Annotated in this window: 20 protein-coding genes; 5 read left to right on the top strand and 15 right to left on the bottom strand. The window is 69.8% G+C overall.

Translation table 11 applies throughout. The annotated features are described in order from the left end of the window. Positions 1–51: 51 nt before the first annotated feature. Entirely contained in the window at positions 52–423 is a 372-nt protein-coding gene (locus tag VGR37_16230; protein ID HEV2148954.1) for a response regulator, read from the bottom strand. A gap of 317 nt (positions 424–740) precedes the next feature. On the opposite strand from VGR37_16230, the gene VGR37_16235 reads away from it, so the two are divergent. Beyond that, positions 741–1160, top strand: coding sequence for a 6-carboxytetrahydropterin synthase (locus VGR37_16235; GenBank protein HEV2148955.1), 420 nt, complete (start codon positions 741–743; stop codon positions 1158–1160). Between the two features lie 60 nt (positions 1161–1220). On the opposite strand, the gene VGR37_16240 is transcribed toward VGR37_16235, so the two are convergent. Continuing rightward, complete coding sequence (locus VGR37_16240) at positions 1221–1625, bottom strand: type II secretion system protein (GenBank protein ID HEV2148956.1); 405 nt, start codon at positions 1623–1625, stop codon at positions 1221–1223. A gap of 78 nt (positions 1626–1703) precedes the next feature. Beyond that, positions 1704–2147, bottom strand: a complete 444-nt coding sequence (locus VGR37_16245) for a type IV pilin protein (protein ID HEV2148957.1) — start codon at positions 2145–2147, stop codon at positions 1704–1706. Between the two features lie 307 nt (positions 2148–2454). On the opposite strand from VGR37_16245, the gene VGR37_16250 reads away from it, so the two are divergent. Further along, positions 2455–3483 carry an NAD(P)/FAD-dependent oxidoreductase gene (locus VGR37_16250; protein ID HEV2148958.1) on the top strand — a complete coding sequence of 343 codons (1029 nt, stop codon included), beginning with the start codon at positions 2455–2457 and terminating at the stop codon, positions 3481–3483. 235 nt (positions 3484–3718) lie between these two features. On the opposite strand, the gene VGR37_16255 is transcribed toward VGR37_16250, so the two are convergent. Together VGR37_16255 and VGR37_16260 are read right to left on the bottom strand one after the other, a co-directional pair. Continuing rightward, on the bottom strand, positions 3719–4204 hold the full coding sequence (locus VGR37_16255; protein HEV2148959.1) for a hypothetical protein: 486 nt from the start codon (positions 4202–4204) through the stop codon (positions 3719–3721). After that, the gene (locus tag VGR37_16260) at positions 4192–5439 is read right to left on the bottom strand and encodes a hypothetical protein (protein HEV2148960.1); all 1248 of its coding nucleotides are present in this window, start codon (positions 5437–5439) and stop codon (positions 4192–4194) included. Before VGR37_16260 ends, VGR37_16255 begins: the two co-directional genes overlap by 13 nt. A gap of 636 nt (positions 5440–6075) precedes the next feature. On the opposite strand from VGR37_16260, the gene VGR37_16265 reads away from it, so the two are divergent. Beyond that, entirely contained in the window at positions 6076–6810 is a 735-nt protein-coding gene (locus tag VGR37_16265; protein ID HEV2148961.1) for an SDR family oxidoreductase, read from the top strand. Positions 6811–6945: 135 nt separating this feature from the next. Beyond that, entirely contained in the window at positions 6946–9180 is a 2235-nt protein-coding gene (locus VGR37_16270; GenBank protein HEV2148962.1) for a PBP1A family penicillin-binding protein, read from the top strand. 58 nt (positions 9181–9238) lie between these two features. Here the strand turns inward: VGR37_16270 and VGR37_16275 are convergent, their stop codons facing one another. The 5 genes from VGR37_16275 to VGR37_16295 all read right to left on the bottom strand — a co-directional run bounded on the left by VGR37_16275 (position 9239) and on the right by VGR37_16295 (position 13095). Beyond that, on the bottom strand, positions 9239–9682 hold the full coding sequence (locus VGR37_16275) for a type II toxin-antitoxin system VapC family toxin (GenBank protein ID HEV2148963.1): 444 nt from the start codon (positions 9680–9682) through the stop codon (positions 9239–9241). Then, positions 9683–9991: a hypothetical protein gene (locus VGR37_16280; protein HEV2148964.1), complete on the bottom strand. Its 309-nt coding sequence runs from the start codon at positions 9989–9991 to the stop codon at positions 9683–9685. Between the two features lie 170 nt (positions 9992–10161). Continuing rightward, positions 10162–11214: a thioredoxin-disulfide reductase gene (gene trxB / locus VGR37_16285; GenBank protein HEV2148965.1), complete on the bottom strand. Its 1053-nt coding sequence runs from the start codon at positions 11212–11214 to the stop codon at positions 10162–10164. A 103-nt stretch (positions 11215–11317) separates the two neighbouring features. Further along, the gene (locus VGR37_16290) at positions 11318–12442 is read right to left on the bottom strand and encodes an ATP-binding protein (GenBank protein ID HEV2148966.1); all 1125 of its coding nucleotides are present in this window, start codon (positions 12440–12442) and stop codon (positions 11318–11320) included. Between the two features lie 116 nt (positions 12443–12558). Next, on the bottom strand, positions 12559–13095 hold the full coding sequence (locus VGR37_16295; protein HEV2148967.1) for a GAF domain-containing protein: 537 nt from the start codon (positions 13093–13095) through the stop codon (positions 12559–12561). Between the two features lie 227 nt (positions 13096–13322). Between VGR37_16295 and VGR37_16300 the strand changes: the two genes are divergently transcribed. Beyond that, a complete protein-coding gene (locus VGR37_16300) occupies positions 13323–13514 on the top strand; it encodes a hypothetical protein (GenBank protein HEV2148968.1) in 192 nt (63 codons plus the stop codon). 122 nt (positions 13515–13636) lie between these two features. Here the strand turns inward: VGR37_16300 and VGR37_16305 are convergent, their stop codons facing one another. From VGR37_16305 to VGR37_16325, 5 genes are all read right to left on the bottom strand, one after another. Beyond that, positions 13637–14947, bottom strand: a complete 1311-nt coding sequence (locus VGR37_16305) for a sodium:proton antiporter (protein HEV2148969.1) — start codon at positions 14945–14947, stop codon at positions 13637–13639. A 76-nt stretch (positions 14948–15023) separates the two neighbouring features. Then, positions 15024–16202: a zinc-dependent alcohol dehydrogenase gene (locus VGR37_16310; protein ID HEV2148970.1), complete on the bottom strand. Its 1179-nt coding sequence runs from the start codon at positions 16200–16202 to the stop codon at positions 15024–15026. Further along, positions 16199–16651, bottom strand: a complete 453-nt coding sequence (locus VGR37_16315) for a hypothetical protein (protein HEV2148971.1) — start codon at positions 16649–16651, stop codon at positions 16199–16201. Before VGR37_16315 ends, VGR37_16310 begins: the two co-directional genes overlap by 4 nt. After that, positions 16648–17448 (bottom strand): SRPBCC family protein, encoded by an 801-nt coding sequence (locus tag VGR37_16320; GenBank protein HEV2148972.1) that lies wholly within the window; start codon positions 17446–17448, stop codon positions 16648–16650. The genes VGR37_16315 and VGR37_16320 overlap by 4 nt, the downstream gene beginning before the upstream one ends. Before the next feature lie 206 nt (positions 17449–17654). Then, positions 17655–18246, bottom strand: a 592-nt coding sequence (locus VGR37_16325; protein HEV2148973.1) for a TonB-dependent receptor, incomplete at its 5' end; no start/stop codon positions are given.

The following is an 18246-nucleotide window of genomic DNA, read 5'->3' on the forward strand; positions in this document are numbered from 1 at the left end:
GCCTCGAGGCCGCCCGCGCTTCGTTACGTACACGTGTGGTTGGGGCTCCGCTCAGGATTCCGCGGCCCGCCTCGATCCAATCCACCCCTCGACGCGCGCCAGGAAGGTGCGAACGTTGATGGGCTTGGCGACGTAGTCGTCGCACCCGGCCTCCATCACCCGCTCCCGGGCGCCCTCCATGGCGGTGAGCGCCACGATGGGGATCTGCCGGAACTCCGGGTTCGCGCGGAGCCTGCGCGTCGCCTCGAAGCCGTCCAGCTCCGGCATCATGATGTCCATCAGGATCAGGTCGGGCGAGGACGCAAGCGCGGTTTCCACCGCCTCCCGCCCGTTGGCCGCCACCTCGACGCGGTAGCCGAACGCGTCCAGCAGCGCCCGAAGCGCGTCCCGGCTGTCCTCGTGGTCCTCGGCGATCAGGATCATGGGCGTGGAATCTCGGTCCGGGTCCATGGCCGGTACGCTCACGCCCTGCTGCCGGAGACGTGCGTGGAAGGCGCGGATGCGGTCTGGCGCGCGGACGGGTTCGGCCGGGAGAGTGGGGGCATGGGGCACGGACAGGGCTCGGAGCGGGGATGAGGGCAAGAAACGCTTTGCTGCGGCTCTGTAGCGGTTTGGCAAAACGCGTGCCGAAAGTATCGATACGCCGGGGCGTGCCACGCCACTTCCCCTGTCGCCGCACGTGGACGCCGGGTAACTTCGCCCGGTCGCCGCACGCACAGGTCCTCCGCCCCCTCCCGCATATGCCGACTGCACACCTCACCCGCAAAGTGCGCTTCTCCGCCGCGCACCGGTACCACCGCCCGGAGTGGAGCGCGGAGCGCAACCGCGAGGTCTTCGGCCCCTGCGCCAACCCGCACGGCCACGGGCACAACTACCTGCTGGAGGTGACGGTGGCGGGGGAGGTGAACCCGGAGACGGGCTTCAGCGTCGACCTGGGGGTGCTGGACGGGGTGTTGCGTGAGGAGGTTCTGGAGCCGCTGGACCATCAGCACCTGAACCACGTGGTGCCGGAGTTCCGGGAGGGGGGGATGATCGCCACCACCGAGAACATCCTGGTACTGCTCTGGGAGAGGATCGCGCCGCGGCTCGGGGAGGGGAGGCTGGTGCGGCTGCGGCTGCACGAGGAGGAGAGCTTCTACGTGGACTACTACGGGGGGTGAAAATGAAACGGGGGACGCCAATGGCGCCCCCTGTCGTCTCCACCCGTCCACGATCCGTTGCTACACTGCGCTGCCGGTGCAGTCCCCCGGGGCGATCACGCTGATCGTCCGGGTATCGTCGATCCGGAAGGAACGCAGCTCCGGGATGCTGCGGGGGGTTGCGCAGACCGTGAAGGTGCTCGCGTCCCCGGTGATGCGGAAGTCGTAGTGCCGGGCGGTTCCGACCGGCTCCGCCGAGCCCTCCAGGTCCATGAACCGGGAGGCGAAGTCGTCACTCTTCTGCTTGTGGCGGAGCTGGAGTGTGTAGACCTGCTTCAGGATCGGCTCGGCCTCCGACTCCTTCGCCGCGTGCGAGATTCCGAGGAACTTCGGGATCGCGATGGCGGCAAGGATGCCGGCGATCACGACCACGATCATGAGCTCGATGAGGGTGAAGCCATGCCGCGGTCGGCTACGGGGCAGCATGATGACTCCGGAATGGGTGGCGTCTCGGGAACGAAATACCGGGAGCTGGAGTGACTCCAGCTCCCGGCGGCGTTCAGGTTAGGCAGCGGCGCCACATGCACCGTCGGTCGGACGGCCGTCGGTCGCGGCGGGAGCCGCAACGTTGGCGACCCGGATGCTCATCGCCACCACGCCGGCGGCGATCCCGGCGGCGTTCGGCGTCGCGGTGGCGCAGTAGCTCGTCGTGTTGGCCGCGGTGACCGCGAAGGTGAAGTACTTCGCCTGCGGGTCCTGCCAACCGGTCAGGAAGTTGGGGGCGGCCGGGTTGTTGCCGAGGACGAGGGTGTAGGTGTCGTTCTTCTGGAAGTACGACTCCTGGAGCGAGTGGATCTGCTTCAGGACCGACTCCGCCTCGGACTGCTTCGCGCTCCTCGAGACGTTGCTGAACTTCGGAATCGCGATCGCGGCGAGGATGCCGATGATCACGACCACGATCATGAGCTCGATGAGGGTGAAGCCCTTGGTGCTACGCAGGTTCCGCATGGTGGTTCTCCCGAGAGGGGGGGTGGGGGATGCTACTGCCAGCACGGCTCCGTGCTGCTGGCCCGGGGTAAGGCAACGGGTATACCCAAAATGCGGCACGCGGGTAAGTATTTGCAGATCGATGATTTACCATTTCTCCCACCCCGCGGGGCACACGATTTTCCCTCCCGATCCTGCACGATCCGTTGCACAGTGCAAGAGGACGGCGGCCTTGCGGCCCCACTCCGCGCGGCCTATATGGAACGCGGACCGGGCCGGGGAGCCTTCCCCGGCCGGCGCACCGCCCGAAGAACCGGAGAGAACGCGCGTGAGCGACGCCCAGATCAGCGACGTGACCATCATCGGCGGGGGCCCCACGGGGCTCTTCGCCGCCTTCTACGCCGGGCTGCGCGGCGTCTCCTGCCGCATCGTGGACGCCCTGCCGCAGCTCGGCGGGCAGCTCATGGCGCTCTATCCGGAGAAGTACATCTTCGACGTGGGCGGCCTCCCGCGGATCCTCGCCAAGGACCTGGCGAAGAACATGATCGAGCAGGGGACGCAGTTCGGCCCTGAGGTGCTGCTGGAGACGGAGGTGCAGACGCTCGCGCGCGAGGACGGGCTGATCCGCCTGGGCACGCCTCGGGGCGAGCTGCTGAGCCGCACCGTAGTCATCACCGCCGGGAAGGGCGCCCTCAACCCGCGCGTGCTGGAGTGTCCTGGGTGGGAGGAGCTGTACGAGGCGCGCTCGGGCGTCCACACGCACGTGCACCAGCCCGAGGAGTTCCGCGGCCGGCGCGTGCTCCTGGTGGGCGGCGGCGACTCCGCTGTGGACTGGGCGCTGGGCCTGCAGGGGATCGCCACAGAGATCACGCTGATCCACCGGCGCGACGAGTTCCGGGCCCACAGCGCCAGCGTGCGCGAGATGCGTGCACTGGCGGAGGCGGGAAAGCTCAACATCCTGACCCCGTACGAGGTCCGCATCCTGGAGGGAGAGGACGGCTGCGTCCGCCGGGCGGTGATCTACGACAACACCACCAACGAGGACGTGTCTCTGGACGTGGAGGCGGTGGTCGCGCTCCTCGGCTTCAAGCCGGACCTGGGCCCGGTGGGGACGTGGGGGCTGGAGCTGGAGAAGAACAGCATCAAGGTCTCCCAGCTCATGGAGACCAACATCGAGGGCGTGTACGCCGCCGGGGACGTGACCCACTACCCGGGGAAGCTGGAGCTGATCGCCACCGGCTACGGCGAAGCCGCCATCGCGGTGAACAACGCGGTGCACTACGTCAACCCCAAGGCGCGCGTGAACCCCGGCCACTCCACCAACCTCAAGGTCTTCAAGCAGGAGGAGGGGGAGTAAACAATCGCCGGACACGGCGGCGGACAGCCCGCTTACGGCGGCTCGCCCGCAGCGCATCACGAAGCCGGGCCGGTCACCGTTCTGGTCTGAGCCGAGGGGAAGACAGCCGGCGAGTGCTCCTGTGCTGGAGCGCTCGCCGGCTGTCGACATCCTAGTCAATCGAACCCCTACATACCTCCTACGAACACGCCTCGGTCCGATCCTTCGTGCTCGTAGCGGTATTTATGTGGCGCAGTTATCCTCCGATCTGGAATACGGTCGGGATATGCGCGTAATCTTCCTCTTTGAAGATCTCCAGGACCCACCGGCTGTGCCCGATTAGTCCCTGCGCATCCAGGTCTTCGGCTACCAGCACGGCGAGGTAAGGACCCATCTTCATGTACGCGTATTTCCTCGGACGTAGCGTCCAGAAAGCGTTGGAGCCCAGGAGCGAATCGACCTTCTGCCGAAGGATGTTACAGGTGGCCGAATCCGCAACAGGCGTCGCAGTGATCGATAGGTCCAGGGTGGGCAGGTTATTCCTGACCCTATACTCCGTGTATGGAGCGTCGCCCGTGAAACGGAGTTGAATCATCTCCAACTCCACTTCCATGTCCGCTGTGTCCCCGCACGATACCGCGATTGGGGAGACTTGAGACTGCAGTCCTTCAGCCCCGCCGATTGCACCTACGGATGCCACTGCGAGAGCCAGGAGGCTCAGCCGCAGAATTACTTGAGACATGCGTTCGCTCCTTTGTTCAGATCATACTTGTTTTGCTGTAGCTTCAGGTTACCGTTCGCATCCAGGACGTTCTCCCAGCTGTGCAGATGGTCCGGATCGAGAGCGTAACCAGGGAAGTCGAACTTGTCTGCCGGTCTCCTCCACGGCGTGAGGTCCCCGGCTTTCGTCTTCGAATGGGGACTCGGCCCATCCTTCGCCGTGTGCGGCGTTGTTTGACCCGGGCACGTTCCTGCCGGAATTTCCGCGCCGCCTTTTGTTGGATGCGTGTGCATCATTCCGATGATCTGATATCCCTGATCGCGGTAGTGCCGTCGTCGATCATACGAGTTACTGTTGCACGTGGTCGGCATTCCAGGTCCATAATCAAATTCCCGGAACTCCGTGACACCACCTCGGCGCAACAGCCACCCACCTCGTTCCCTTCGCTGACTGATCGGCTGGTCCCAGCCAGTGCGCTTTGCGAGATCCTCCATTGTGTTGAGAAATACCGGATCCGACAGCGAAGGATCGTTCGGAGGATTCTTGAACATGACGCAGCTGCGCACCCAGACGATCCCGCTGACCTGAGTAACTTCCATGCCATCGGCAGTCGCGAGGATGTACATGCGACCGCTCGAACCCGGCGTATAGTTGCACGTCGCCATCCCCGTGCACTGACTGATCGGGTACTGCCAGTTGGCCTGGTCGCTCGGAGTGGCGAGCGTATCCCCCGGCACGAACTGCCACTTGATGTTGGTGCCGCCACTCGCAGTAAATGTAACAGGTTGCAGCGGAGCTGGCCGAGGGTTTCCAGCAGAGACGGAAAGCGGGTTGGGGACAGGCGTGACTTTCAGCCGCTGCGAGCCGCTGAACTCATACATAAAGTATGGCACGACGACTCCATTCTCAATGCAGTTTCCGCTACCTGGGAGACCAGACCGCTTCACCCAGATACTCTGCGACGCCATCAGCATAATGCGGGCACGCGCCGTCATTGCGTCTCCCGCGTCGGCCTTAAGCGTGATCGGTGTCCCACCGGATGAGCCTGCGGCCAGAGATACCGCCAGCCAGCCCGGTGCGTCCGTGAGTCCGAGCGGCCCTGCACTCTTTCCTCCATCTGGAGTTTCATAGGGGGTACAAGGCTTGCTCAGCCACTTGGAGCCCGTCCTCACATCAACCGATCCGCTGACCTCCACGTCGAAATAAGCGCTCTTTCCCTGCCCTGCGTCCTGCCAGGTTCGTGCGGGGGTAGTCACCCCGCTGTTCGTCCATACGAGAGCGCCGTCATTCGTCTCGTTCGTACCCGGCACAGGTATGTTGTACGGGTTCAGATTCGAAGCAGACCTGTGAGGGGTGCTCACCTCTTCTGGCCGATGCTCCGGACCGGAAAGTGACGAGTCGCTGCAGCCAGCGACCCAGAGCGGTAGCGCCGCACTCAGAAGAATGCCGCGCCAGTAGCTGGGGGGGTTCATTCAGGGGGAGGCTGTTCAGATGTCACGTGTGGAGAGCGAACAGTTTAGTCGCTGGGGGTGAACGTCGTACATGGGGGACTGAGCCCGAGAGGCAGTAGGCGGGTCCGTTCAGGTGGGGGGCTATGCGAGGGAGTCGAGCCGCAGGTGGATGCGGAGGTGTACCTGTGGCTTTCCAACCAAACGCTTCTCCGCGAAGGTACTCCCGGCCTGGGGTGATGTCAATACGTGTCTTCTATCATGCTGTGGGCGCTCCGCTTCGTGGTCTTTCGATCCCATAGCACAGGCGACGGACGCGACGAGAGGCGTTCACGACCGATGCATTGCGCTTTGGCAGTGGCCCGATAGCTTCCTCACCTGAAAGTGCGACCGCGATTTCCCAGCTGCGCACTCGCCAACAGCTGAGATGCTCGTTCCTGACGAATGAAACTGCACGAACGTGTCGCCCTCGTAACCGGTGGCGCGGTCCGCGTGGGCCGCGCCCTCTCGCTCGCGCTCGTGCGGGAGGGAATGCGCGTGGTGGTCGGCTACGGCTCGTCCGATGGGCCGGCGCGGGAGCTGGTGGACGAGATCCGGCGGGGCGGGGGAGAGGCGGCGATGGTCGGCGCCGACCTGTCGCGGATGGACGAGGTGCGGCGGCTGGCGGAGGAGGCGGAGCGCCCCTTCGGGGGCATCGACGTGCTGGTGAACAACGCCTCGGTCTTCCCGGAAGAGGGCTTCGAGGACACGGACGAGGCTACCTGGGAGCACACCCTCGCCGTCAACCTCAGGGCCCCCTTCTTCCTGACGCAGCTCCTCGCGCCCGGGATGCGGGAGCGCGGCGGGGGCGCCGTCGTGAACCTGGCCGACCTGGCGGGGCTCCAGAGCTGGCAGGGGTACGCCGCCCACTCCATCTCCAAGGCCGGGCTCGTGCAGCTCACGAAGGTCGCCGCCCGCGCCCTCGCCCCCGAGATCCGGGTGAACGCCATCGCCCCCGGCACCGTGCTCCCGCCCGACGACTTCCCGGACGACCAGGTCCGCAGGCTCGCCGAGCGCGCCCCCCTGCGCCGCAACGGCACGCCGGGCGACGTGGTCGAAGCCCTTCTCTACCTCCTCCGCGCCGACTTCGTCACCGGCGAGGTCCTGATCGTGGACGGCGGGAGGATGCTCAGGAGCTGACGGGATCGCTCCCGCGCTTTCGCACCCCCGCACCTTCGCGCTCGCTGTTCCCGGAACACCCCCGCGCCTCACCGGTACCACCCCCTTTGCCGCACGGTCCCCCGCGGGGGACCCGCCCTCCCAGCGTCCCGTCGGATGTCTCGCAAGCGCAGCACCCGCAAGCGCGGATCCCGGAAGAAGAAGGCCGGATCCTCCCTCGGCAGGCGGATCTTCCAGGTACTCCTCGCCGTACTGCTCCTGGGCGTCGTCGGCGCAGGGGCGGGGCTGGCGTGGCTGTGGCCGCGCTGTTCCGGGCCGGCGTGCCCGTCGGTGGAGGCGCTGCGCAGCTACTCGCCGCCCATGGCGAGCCGCGTCTTCGACCGCAAGGGCGAGATCCTGGCGCACCTGGCGCCGGAGCGCCGCATCCTGGTGCCGCTGCAGCGCATCCCCCAGCACGTGTCCGGCGCCTTCCTGGCGGTGGAGGACAAGCGCTTCTACCAGCACGGGGGGATCGACGTGCGGCGCGTGTTCGGGGCGATGGCGCGGAACCTCCGCGCCTTCAACTACGACGAGGGGTTCAGCACCATCACCATGCAGCTGGCCCGCAACGTCTTCCCGGACCACCTGTCCCGGGAGAAGACGCTGCGGCGGAAGCTGTGGGAGGTGGTGCTCGCGCGCGACATCGAGCGCGAGTTCAGCAAGGACGAGATCCTGGAACTGTACCTCAACCAGATCTACCTGGGCGACGGGCTGTACGGGGTGGAGGCCGCGGCGCAGGGGTACTTCGGGAAGTCCGGCACGGACCTGAGCCCCGCCGAGGCGGCCGTGCTGGCCGCGCTCCCCAAGGCCCCCACGCGCTACAACCCGCGGCGCAACCCCGAGCGCGCGAAGCGGCGGCGCAACCTGGTGCTCGCCCTGATGCGCGACCAGGGGTACCTCACCCCCGGGATGGCCGAGCGGGCGCAGGGCGCACCGCTGGAGCTGGTGCCGCCGATGGAGGCGCGCGGGCTGGCCCCGTACTTCGTGGCGGAGATCCGGCAGGCGCTGCGCGAGCAGTTCGGGCCGGACGCGGAGCGGATGGGGCTGCGGGTGTACACCACCCTCGACCCGCGGATGCAGGCCACGGCCGAGCGGGAGCTGAAGGCGCAGATCCGCGCCGTGGAGCAGGGGAAGTTCGGGCGCTTCCGCGGCCCGGCCTGCCCGTCCGGGGCCAAGGGCGCGGACGCCAACTGCCTGCAGGGGTTGTTCGTGGCGATGGACGCGCGCACCGGCGACATCCTGTCGCTGGTGGGCGGGCGCGACTTCGCGCAGAGCCAGTTCGACCGGGTGACGCAGGCCAAGCGGCAGGCGGGATCGGCCTTCAAGCCCTTCCTGTACGCCGCCGCCATCGCCCGCGGGATCCCCGTCTCCACCCCGCTGGTGGGCCCCGGCGCCGAGCCGGACGGCATCGATGGAGGCTACCGGCCGCGCGACGCGGTCTCGGACACGCTGACGCTGGACATGCGCGACGGGCTGCGGCTCTCCTCCAACCGCGCCGCGGTGGAGCTGGGCGAGCGGGTGGGGGTCTCGTACGTGGCGCAGACCGCGCGCGACCTGGGGCTCACCACTCCAATCCGGGAGTACCCCTCCACCTTCCTCGGGGCGGCGGACGTGATCCCGCTGGAACTGGTGGCGGCGTACTCGCCGTTCGCCACGGGGGGGACGCTGGTGCACCCGCGGATGATCGTTCGGGTGGACGACGCCCAGGGGCGGGTGCTCTGGCGGGCGCCGGTGCGCCGCCAGCCGGTGCTCCCCTCCGGCGTCGCGTACCTCACCACCTCGTTGATGGAGGACGTGGTGAACCGCGGGACCGGCTCCGGCGTGCGCTCGGCCGGGCTCCCCCACAGCGTTCCCGCCGCGGGGAAGACGGGGACCACCAACGACGCCGCGGACGTCTGGTTCGTGGGTGTGACGCCGGACGTGGTGGCGGGGGTGTGGCTCGGGTTCGACCGGCCTCGGCGGATCCTGGCGAACGCGTCGGGGGGCGGGCTGGCGGCCCCGGTGTGGGGCCGCGTCCTGGCGGACCATTACCAGCGCGCCCCCGTCCCCCGGCGGTGGGCGCCGCCCATGGACGTGGTCCCTGTACAGGTGGACCGCGCCTCGGGGAAGCTGGCGACGGAGGCGTGCCCGGGCGAGCAGGTGACGACGGAGTACTTCCTGGTGGGGACCGAGCCGGGGGAGAGCTGCCCCCTCCACCCGGACTACGGCATCGACGGCTGGCTGCAGCGCATGGCGCGCGGCCTGGGCGACTGGCTGGGCGGCGGGCGGGACGAGCCGCGGGAGGAGCGCCACTACTCCCCGGAGCGCGAGCGCCGCGGCGAGCGCGCGCCGAGACCGTTCCCGGAGCGGTAACCGACGCCGCTCGCCTGGAAAGCGCCACGCCTCCCGGCGCTCGTCGCGCGTGCGCCTGTCATGGAAAGGGCGGGATGGCTCGTACGGCCGGCTCCACGAGGGAGATCAGCTCGAAATCCCTGCGGTTGTAGGTCACGATGCCGTGACCATGCTCCCGGGACGTTGCGGCCAGCAGGCAATCGTTGAGAAAGCTCGGCTTCACGCCGCCCATGCTGATCTTGCCGGCCTCCACAAGGCGCGTGACGATCCGGCTGGCGCGTGACCAGGCACTGTAGCGCGGAACCAGGATCCGGTTCACTCGCTCTGCGGGCGCGACCCAGCGCTCGTGCCACCTCCGCCAGGTCGCATCGTCTCTGGCCCCGACCAGCAGCTCGGCGACGACCACGGAGTGCTGGTAGATGTGGGGCGCCATCCTGCGCTGCCAGTCCGCCAGCTCCGCTCGGGCCTCGGGGCTCCGGATGGCATGGATGAATACGTTCGTGTCCAGAACGAGCTTCTCCACTCACGACCCCCGGTGAGCACCGGGGACTTCGTCTGCGATCCCGAGCACATCGTGGTACTCTTCGCCCTCCATCGCCTCGGTGCCCGTCGCGAGTGCTTCGCCGTAGATGAGCAGATCGAGTGCGCGATCGAGAGCCTCGGTCTCCGTCTTCACGCCGAGGATCTCCTTCGCCAGGTCGATTTTCGACTGGTAAAGATAGTGATTCTTGCGCGTAGGCTTCTCACCTTCCACGAGAGAGCCGCCAGACAGTGCCGCCTCCCCATGCGGCTCATCGGACGCGGGGGCGCGGTGCTTCGCAGGTGAACTCATCCGTCCTCCGGAACTGTATGCGTAAAATATAGCGAGTGTATACGTATGCAGCGTGCGTGCCGCCTGTCAAGGCGCGAGGCCGTAGCCGGCCCGCAGGCGAAGAACGGGAGCGGGGGCGCGGCCCCCGTCGGCCACGCCCCCGCAAGATCCCTCCAGTCCAAGTCGTCCGTCTACCGCGCCTCGACCTCCGCGTCCGCGGTGCCTACGGAGCTCTGCGCCGTCTCCAGCACCGGGGGCTCCGCGGCGCCCACCCCGTGGTGGGCCATCCAGCGCTCCGCGTCCAGCGCCGCCATGCACCCGGTGCCAGCCGCGCTGACCGCCTGGCGGTAGTAGTCGTCCATCACGTCGCCGGCGGCGAACACGCCGGGGACGCTGGTGCAGGTGCGCCACGGCGTCGGGAGCTTGACGTAGCCGTTGGGGGTCAGCTCCAGCTGCCCCTGGAGGAACGCCGTGTTGGGCGTGTGTCCGATGGCGACGAAGAGCCCGCCCACCTCCATCTCCCGCTCCTCGCCGGTGACGGTGTCCTCCAGCCGCAGGCCGGTGATGAAGTCGTCCCCGAGCACGTCCACCACCTGCGTGTTCCACTCCACCCGGATCTTCTCGTGCGAGAGCGCCCGCTCCGCCATGACCTTGGAGGCGCGGAGCTCGTCGCGCCGGTGGATGATCACCACCTCGCGGGCGAACTTGGTGAGGTAGGTGGCCTCCTCCATGGCCGAGTCGCCGCCGCCGACCACGGCCAGGACCTTGTCACGGAAGAAGGGTAGCGCCCCGTCGCACACCGCGCAGGCGGAGACGCCTCCGCCGCTCTGCGCCAGCCGCTCCTCGTTGGGGAGGCCGATCCAGTTGGCGCGCGCCCCGGTGGCGACGATGACTGCATCGGCGTCGATCCAGTCGCCGTAGTTCGGCTTCAGCCGATGCGGCGAGCCGGAGAAGTCGACCTCGACGATGTTCTCCATGAGGGCGCGGGTGCCGAACCGCACCGCCTGCTCCTTCATCCGGTCCATCAGCTCCTGGCCTCCGATGCCCTCCGGGAAGCCCGGGAAGTTCTCGATGTCGGTGGTCCACATGAGCTGCCCGCCGGGGATCATCTCGCGCGACGGCTCGCCCTCGTACACGACGGGGTCGAGGTTGGCGCGGGCGGCGTACACGGCCGCGGTCCACGCCGCGGGGCCGGAGCCGATGATCACCAGCGATTCGCGCTTCCGTTCCGACATGGTCTCCATCTCCGGGTCTCCTGGATCGGTTCCGACGCTGAATCGAATATAACGGGGCGTCCGGGCCTGCTGCCAGCGGAATTCGCCCCCATCCGGACGAAGCCTTCCGCCGTCAGCCGTTGCCGGCTCCCTGCTCCGCCACCGGCACCTCCGCCCGCACGCGGGTCCCCTGGCCGGGGCTGCTGCGGATCTCCACCCGGCCGCCCAGGTAGGCGGCACGCTCCTGCATGCCGAAGAGGCCCAGCCCCTTCCGCTCGCCCGCCATGACGCCGGCCACGTCGAAGCCGCCGCCGTCGTCCTCCACGTCCACGAGCACGGCGCTGGGGGCGCGCGCCACGCGGACCGTGGCGTGGGTGGCGCCGGCGTGGCGGACCACGTTCGAGAGAGCCTCCTGCACGATGCGATAGAGCGCCAGCTCGGCCTCGGGGGTGAGCACCTCGTCCAGCGGGTCGGCCTCCACGCGGATGGCGATCCCCACGCTCTCCGCCAGGTGGCGCGCGTGCGACTCGATGGCGGGGCCCAGCCCCAGCTCGTCCAGCGCGGGGGGGCGCAGCCCGCGCGCGAAGCGGCGGATCCCCTCCAGCGACTCGCCGATCTCTCCGCGCATCTCCTCCAGCAGCGCGTCCAGCGCCTCCGGGTCCTGCGAGTTGCGGACGATACGCACGCGGATGAGCAGGGCGGCCAGCATCTGCGCGGTCTCGTCGTGCAGCTCCCGCGCGATCCGCTTCCGCTCCTCCTCGGCGGCGGTGAGGGCGCGCACCGCCACGTCGCGCAGGCGCTGCCGGTAGACCGCCACGGTGTCCAGCATTCCATTGAAGGTGCGCGTCAGGCGGTCCAGCTCCCGGTCGGCCACGGGGGAGCGGGGGGCGCGCGCGTCCAGGTTGCCGGCGAGCACCTGCGCCGCGGCGCGCTCCAGGAGCTTCAGGGGCGAGAGGGCGAGGCGCAGGATCAGCGCGTTCACCAGCACGCTGAGCACCAGGCCGCCGAGCACGAGGAGCCCCACCAGGTCGAGGGTGGACCGGTGCGGCGCGGCGCGCACGTACGAGGCGGTCACCCAGGTGCCGGCCACGGTGCCCAGCACCACGATCAGCGCGTTGGCGATCAGGATCTTGTAGAAGAGCGGGATGCGCAGCAGCGCCCGCAGCGGTCCGCCGGGAGGGGCCGGGTCCGGGACGGGGGCGCCGGGGCGCGGGGTGTCTTCGGGGAGGGGCGGTCCGTCGTTCGGGGCGTCGGGCATGTGCGGCGTGGGTCCGCGTGGAGGCCGGAGGGCCCGCGGCGGAGCCCCCTCCAAGCTACCGCTCCCGCGGACCGGCGGCTATCCCCCCGTGGCGCCTTCCTCCGGCTGGTCGCGGGCTACGCCGCCACAACGGGACGGGACTCGCGGTCCGCCAGCAGGGCGACGATCCGCTCCAGGTGCCGCTGGTCCGTCTCGTCGAAGGCGGCCGGGATGGTGCTGTCCACGTCGAGCACGGCGATCAGCTCGCCCGCGGCGTCGAGCACCGGCACCACGATCTCGGATGCCGAGGCGGCGTCGCAGGCGATGTGGCCGGGGAAGGCGTGCACGTCCGGCACGACCACCGTCCGCCGTTCCGCGGCCGAGGTCCCGCACACCCCCCGCCCGAAGCGGATGCGCAGGCACCCCATCGTGCCCTGGTACGGCCCCACCAGGAGCTCGTCCGCCGAGATTCGGCGGTAGAAGCCGGTCCAGAAGTAGTACGGGAAGGCGTTGTGGAGGAGGCAGGCGACCGTCGCCATCCCAGCCAGCAGGTCCGGCTCTCCCTGGAGCACGGCCTCGATCTGCGCGCCCACCTCGGAGTAGCGCGCTTCCTTCTCCTCCGCGGACAGCCGCAGCTCCCCGGTCCGGTCCGCGACCAGCGTGTACTCTGCCATAACTTCGTCCGTGTCGGAGGTGGGGTCGGTGCCTCCCCACCGGGCGGGGGGCACTTGCTCCCTGCGGAGAACCCCGTCGGAGGGCGACGGTTCCCGTAGTCGGGTCCGAACAGGATTGCGATGCGTGTCCCGGGGGATCATATTGCATCCTGGCCGGAAGTAATCTGCAAGCGGACGCTGCGTGCGCCCCTGCCCCCGGCCGCCCACCCTCTGCAGGAGAAACTGCCATGTCCCGTATCCACCGATTCGCGGCCGCGTTCGTGTTCGCCGCCGCCATCGCGGGGTCGCTCGCCTTCGGCGCGACGCAGGCGCTCGCTACCCCCCCGGTCGCGGAGGTCAGGGCCTGCAACGACGACTACTGCGCGTACCTGTGCGGCGGCCTGGGATACTGCCGCGGTCAGGCCTGCGCCTGCTACTGAGCCCTTCGGCAGCAGACGGCGCAGTGGCGGAGTCCGTAGTCCCCTCGCCCTCCGCGTCCTCCCAGCGCGCGAGAAAAGCCCCTCTCCCGCATGCGGGGGAGGGGTTTGGGGAGGGGGCCGTGTCAGTCCTCGTCGCGCGACTCCCGGGTGTAGCGCCGCATCAGCGGTGTCACGGTGACCCCGTGCAGGAAGATGGATGCGACCACGGTCGCCAGCATGACCGCCGTCAGCCGCTCCGCCACGTCGCCCGGGACGCCGTGCTCGATGGCGAAGGTGAGATAGTAGACGGAGCCGATCCCGCGGATCCCGAACCAGGAGATCAGCCGCCGCCGCGCGGGCGAGGTGTCCGATCCCGCCAGCCCCACCACCACCGCCACGGGGCGGATCACCAGGAAGAGGAGCGGGACGAACCAGAACACGTGCACGGACAGGTAGCTCTGCGAGAGCATCCCCCCCAGGAGCACCACCACTCCCACCGTCCCGATGCGCTCGAGCTGCTCGCTGAAGGCCAGCACCGCCTGCGCCATGTACGCGGGCGCCTTCTCCGGGTCGGTGGCGACCTCCACCACGTCCTCGGCCTCGGCGGCGAGCTCCACGTCGGGCGGGGGGCGGTGCTCCCCGGTGTGCTTCCGCTCGATGCGGCGCAGCGCCAGGCCCGCCGCGAACACCGCCAGGAAGCCGTAAGTGTGCACCAGGAGCGCCGTCCCATAGGAGAGCGCGATGAGCCCCAGCCCCAGGAAGTCGTCCAGCCCCACCGCCTCCTTGTGCTCGCTGCGCAGGTAAAGGATGAAGCGGCCCACCGCCATCCCCATCGCCGTCCCCACGGCCAGGCCGCCCACGATGGCCCAGAGCACGTCCACGGCCAGCCAGCGCCACCCCCACTCCCCCATCTCGTGCAGCCCGAGCAGGCCCAGCCCCAGCATCACGAACGGGAAGGCGGTGCCGTCGTTGAGCCCGGCCTCGCCGGTGAGGCTGAAGCGAAGCCGGTCGCGGTCAGTGGGGTGCTCCACCTGTACGTCGGAGGCGAGCACCGGGTCGGTGGGGGCGAGCACCGCGCCCAGGAGGACCGCCGCGCCCAGCGGGAGCCCCATCCCCCACACCCCGGCCGCGGCGATCAGCCCCACCGTCACCGTCATGGAGACGAACGCCAGCCGCACCGGCACCTGCCAGCGCCGGTCGGCCAGGGGGGTGCGGAGCTTGAGGCCGGCGGAGAAGAGGGAGATGATCACCGCCACCTCGGTGATGCGCTCCAGCAGCGCGGCCTGGCCCACCGGGTCCACGTAGAACAGGTCCAGCACGGCGGGGCCGATCAGCACCCCCGCCATCAGGTACACCATGGCGACGGAGAGCGGGAGCCGCTGGAACACCGAGCCGGACACTGCGAGCAGCACCAGCAGCGCGCCGGTGACCAGGAACCAGGCGATCGCGGTCACGGCCCCCCTCGGTGCACGGGGAAGGGGGCCGGACCCCTCCGGTCCGACCCCCTCGCGCTCCCGGCCGGCATCCCGGCTACGGCGTCAGGACGACCTTGATGCACTCGTCCTGCTTCTTCTTGAAGATCTCGTAGCCGTGCGGCGCCTGGTCCAGCGGGAGCCGGTGCGTGATGACGAAGCTGGGGTCGATCTCCCCGCGCTGGATCCGCTCCAGGAGCGGACCCATGTACGCCTGCATGTGGGTCTGCCCGGTGCGGATGGTGAGCCCCTTGTTCATGAGGGCGCCCAGGGGGATCTTGTCCACCACACCGCCGTACACGCCGGGGATGGAGACCGTCCCGCCCTTGCGGACCGACTGGATCGCCTGCCGCAGGGCGATGGGGCGCCCCGTCTCCATCCGCGTGGCCTGCTTGGCCCGGTCGTACCACCACTCCAGCCCGACTCCGTGCGCCTCCATCCCCACCGCGTCGATGCAGGCGTCCGGTCCGCGCCCGCCGGTCATCTCGCGCAGGGCATCGGTGATGTCCAGAAGCCCGCCGACCTCCTCGTAGTTCAACACCTCCGCGCCCCCCTCGCCGGCCATGCGCAGGCGCTCGGGGAAGCGGTCGATGGCGATCACGCGCCCCGCGCCCAGCATCAGCGCGCTGCGGATGGCGAACTGTCCCACGGGGCCGCACCCCCACACCGCGATGGTGTCGCCCTGCTGGATGTTGCAGTACTCCGCGGCCATGTAGCCGGTGGGGAAGATGTCCGTGAGGAACACCACCTGCTCGTCCGGCATCCCGTCGGGGATCTTGAGCGGCCCCGAGTCCGCGTAGGGCACGCGCGCGTACTCCGCCTGCCCGCCCGCGTACCCGCCCGTGAGGTGGGAGTAGCCGTAGAGCCCCGCCGTGCTGTGGCCGAAGACCTTCTCCGCGAGGTTGGCGTTGGTGTTTGAGTTGTCGCACAGCGACCACAGGTCGCGCTTGCAGAAGAAGCAGCTCCCGCACGAGATGGTGAAGGGCACCACCACCCGGTCGCCCACGCGCAGCTTCTTCACCTCCGGCCCCACCTCCACCACCTCGCCCATGAACTCGTGCCCCAGGATGTCCCCGGGCTGCATGAAGGGGATGTAGCCGTCGTACAGGTGGAGGTCGGACCCGCAGATGCACGTCGTGGTGATCTTCACGATGGCGTCCCGGGGGTTCAGGATCTTCGGGTCGGGGACGTTCTCCACGCCCACGTTGTTGGGACCCTGCCAGCAGAGTGCTCTCATTGCGCCGCTCCTGCGAGAGGTGGTTCCGTTTCGCGAAGGCGTCCGGGTCCGCCCCGGCCGCCCGTGTCGTCGTTCGGCCGGCCGCGGCCGCCGCGGAGCGCCACGCCCCACGCAGCCACCAGCGCCATCTCCGCCGCCGCGTCCAGCAGGTACACGGGGGGGATGCGCCGCCGGGCGACGTACACCCCGTCCACCGCGGCCAGCGCCGCCGCGCACCCGGCTCCCACCAGCGCCAGCTCCGGGGTGGTCCGGCCGCGGGCGCCCGCGTACGCCAGCGCCCCGCCCACCGCCGTGACCAGCGCGCCGACGGTCTTCACCAGCCAGACGTCGGTCTTCGGCCCGGTCACCGCCTGGAAGGAGTCGGCGTCCACGATGGACCAGACGCCCGTGGCGGCGTAGAAGAGCCCCTGCGCGACCCCCACCCGGTCGGGCGCGGTCCGGGTGGTCAATCGTCCCTCCCCCGGCAGGAGGGCTGCCCCTCCGTCGTGGGGATCTCGCCGCTCTCCACGAGCGCCTTGAAGCGGCGCAGGTCCTGGCGGGCCATCTGCTCCGGGACCTCGTGGAAGACGTTGGCGATGGCCGCGCCCACGGCTCCGAGCGGCGGATCGAACTCGATCTCGTAGGTGACCACCGTCTCCTCGCCGCGCGAGTCGGTGCGGAAGGTGACGGAGCCGCGGTTCGGGAGCGGCGCCCCCTCCGCCGACCGCCAGGCGATGCGCTCGCCCTCCCGCTCTTCCGTGACCTCGGCGGCCCACTCCCAGGTGCGGCCCATGGGCGCGCTCATCGTCCAGTGCGCGCGCGTGGGCGACTCCGCGCGGACGGACTCGATGCGCGTCATGAAGCGGGGAAGGTTGCCGGGCTCCCGCCAGAAGCGGTACAGCTCCGCAGCGGGCCGGGCCACCGTGAGCGAGGTTCGCACCGTCACCGTGCTGTCGAAGGTGGACACCCGCTCGGGCGCGCCGATCCGCCGGCCGGTGTCGTCCCGCGCGCTGCTCAGCCCCAGACCGCCGTAGACGGAGCAGTGGCCCGTCACGCCGCGCTGCACCAGCGCCGCCCCCGCAGCCGCCGCCAGCATCCCGCCGATGCCGCCGCGCTTGAGCCCGGCCAGCGCCAGGATTCCGCCGCCAGCCACCGAGGCCAGGCGCTCGGGCCCGCCCACGTTCTGGTGCGTGCCCTCCTCCTGCCCGCCTCCCGCTTCCCGCGTCCGCTCCGCGCGGACGGTGGGGGATTCCAGCGTCGTCGCCATGTCGTGTCCCTCCGGATGGGGTGCCTCAGATCTCGGGGGGTAAGGTGGGCGTGCAAGACGTGTTCCCGGCGGGGCTTGTGTGTCCGTAGATTGTCCAACGTGTACGCCGGGCGCGCATCCCTCACGCGACGGCGCCCCCGCCGGGATCTCCCGGCGGGGGCGCCGCTCCGCACCTCCCACTTCGCACCTCGCACTCCCGCCCGCACTCACCTCCCCCAGCGCACCCCCACCGTCACCGCGCGTCCGGGCGCCGGCTGCCCGACGACGTCCAGGTACGCCTCGCCGAGCAGGTTCTGCGCGTCCAGGAACACCTCCGTCCGGCCCGCTGTCCAGCGCAGGCGCGCTTCGGCCAGGAGGTGGGCGTCCTCGCCCGTGCGGCGGACGCGGCGCGCGCGGGCGGCCAGGCCCAGGCCGCCGGGGAGCGCCCGCTCCGCCGCCAGCGACGTGCTCTCCACCACGGGGCGCAGTGCGTACTTGGAGACGTACCCGTCCGCGTCCTCCGCCCGCACCGAGAGGGCGGCGCCTCGGGCGGTCCAGCGGGTCCCGGCCAGCTCGGTGGAGGCCTCCGCCTCCACTCCTCGGAAGACCGCGTCGCGGACGTTGCGGGTCCGCCAGGGCTCGCTCTGCGGCGCACCGGCCGGGCGGGCCCAGTCGATCAGCGCCTCCGTCCTGCGCACCCAGCCGCCCAGCGCCAGCCGGACCGCGGGCGCCGGGATCCAGTCCGCGCCCGCCTCGGCGCTCCAGGCCCGCTCCGGGTCGAGGGCGGGGTCGCCCACGTTGGCGGGGCTGCGGTAGTAG

The organism is Longimicrobiaceae bacterium, assembly GCA_035936415.1.
GTDB lineage: Bacteria > Gemmatimonadota > Gemmatimonadetes > Longimicrobiales > Longimicrobiaceae > JAFAYN01.